Source organism: Thauera phenylacetica B4P (assembly GCF_000310225.1).
Taxonomy (GTDB): Bacteria; Pseudomonadota; Gammaproteobacteria; order Burkholderiales; family Rhodocyclaceae; genus Thauera; species Thauera phenylacetica.
The window spans coordinates 1-1630 of sequence record NZ_AMXF01000433.1; the positions used below are offsets into that span (position 1 = coordinate 1).

At 73.7% G+C, this 1630-nt stretch carries 2 protein-coding genes and 1 pseudogene; all 3 read right to left on the reverse strand.

The window, feature by feature from the left end; translation table 11 throughout:
• A partial coding sequence (locus C667_RS22775; protein ID WP_004388003.1) for a nicotinate-nicotinamide nucleotide adenylyltransferase occupies positions 1-252 on the reverse strand: 252 nt, incomplete at its 3' end.
• Positions 242-1045 carry a BPSS1780 family membrane protein gene (locus C667_RS22780; protein ID WP_281054854.1) on the reverse strand — a complete coding sequence of 268 codons (804 nt, stop codon included), beginning with the start codon at positions 1043-1045 and terminating at the stop codon, positions 242-244. The genes C667_RS22780 and C667_RS22775, both read right to left, overlap by 11 nt.
• A 13-nt stretch (positions 1046-1058) precedes the next feature.
• Positions 1059-1630, reverse strand: a pseudogene (locus tag C667_RS22785) (BPSS1780 family membrane protein); the annotation flags it as partial.

The window sequence follows — 1630 nt, forward strand, 5'->3', positions numbered from 1 at the left end:
GTTGCCGGCGGCGGCGAGCCGCGCCATGGCGAGGCGGTCCTCGGCGGTGCTGCCGGGCTCGCCGCGGTGCGGGGGCTGGCCGGCGGGGATGAGGCGCACGCCGCCGAGGCCGAGCGCCTCGCGCGCCTCCTCGGCGAGGCGCAGGTGGCCGGTGTGGATGGGGTCGAAGGTGCCGCCGAGCACGCCGAGCGGGGCCTCGGCCGCAGGCTCGAAGGCGGCCCCGGCCGATGCGGGCGCGAGCTCAGTCGCCATCGCGCGCGTCGTCGAGGGCGGCAATGTCGCGCGCCGGGTTGTTCTCGGGCAGGCCGAAGACGTCGCGGGTGGCGGTGTAGAAGCTCGCGAACACGATCGGCAGCACGATCAGCGGCACCGGCAGCGCGGCCAGGCTGCCGAGCGTGGGCGAGAGCAGGCCGAGCACCGCGACCACCAGGCCGGGCAGCACGCCGGCGAAGATCGCCAGCCCGAGCGCGTAGGCGACGAAGGGCCGCCAGTTGCGCAGGCAGGCGTAGAAGCTGAAGAACATCGCCTTGGGCGCGGGCAGCTTCCACCAGCCGGCGAGCGCGGGCGCGAACCAGTAGGCCATCATCACCGGCGTGCTCAGCGCGAGGCCGACCGCAAGGGTGAAGCCGAGCGAGGAGTCGGCCGCAGCCTGCGTGTCCATGTCCTCGCCGCGCATCACCGCGGCCAGGCTGCCGTCGTCGACCAGCATCACCAGCATCAGCACCACCAGGGTGGCCGCGAGGTAGAGGCCGCCGACCACCACGAGGCCCTGCAGGTTGGACTTGAAGCCGGAGAAGAGCACGTCGGGACCGGTCTTGCGCCCGCCGTCGATGGCGCGGCAGGCGTTGAGCACGCCGACCGAGAGCGCCGGCATCAGCAGCGAGGCGACGAGCTGGCCGAGCAGCGGCACCAGGCTGATGACGATGATCGAGAGCAGGTAGCCGAAGGTGGCGAAGGTCAGCAGCGCCGGGTTGCGCCGCCACAGCTGCAGGCCTTCGCGCAGCCAGGCCCAGCCGCGCGGCATGGGGAGTTGTCGTGCTTGCATTGGTTTCCAGGGGTCAGGGTTTGGGCGGCTCGTCCGCAGGACCGGGCGAGGGACCAGGCTCGGGAGCGGGTGGCGCGGCCTTGGTGCCGACGTCGTCCGTCGTGTTGTCGCTCGGCGGCGGGAGCAGCGCGGGGCTGGCCGGGGTGGTGTCGCCCGTCGCCTCCTGCGCGGAGGCGTCATCCGGCGTGTGGTCGGAGGCGGCCACGGGGGCGGGCAGCAGCGGCGAGAAGGTCTCCTTCCACGCCGCGTAGAGCGCGCCGGCGATCACCGGCACCAGCACCAGCATGCCCAGCCCGGCGGGGATCATCGCCACCCACACCAGCACGTAGAGCAGCGCGGCGAGCACCACGAAGGCGAGCAGGTTGTGGAAGCAGGCGCGCGCGGACAGCCGCATCGCATCCAGCGGCGCGACCTCGTGCAGCATCACCAGCGCCGGGGCGAACCACAGCGCCATCATCAGCAGGGCCCACAGCACGGTGAACACCACCACGCCAAGCATCATGCCGCCGGCGGCCACGCCGGCCCCGGCGATCGCGCCGAGCGCGCCCGCCGCCGCGCCGGTGAGCATCGCGCTGCCGCCGATCG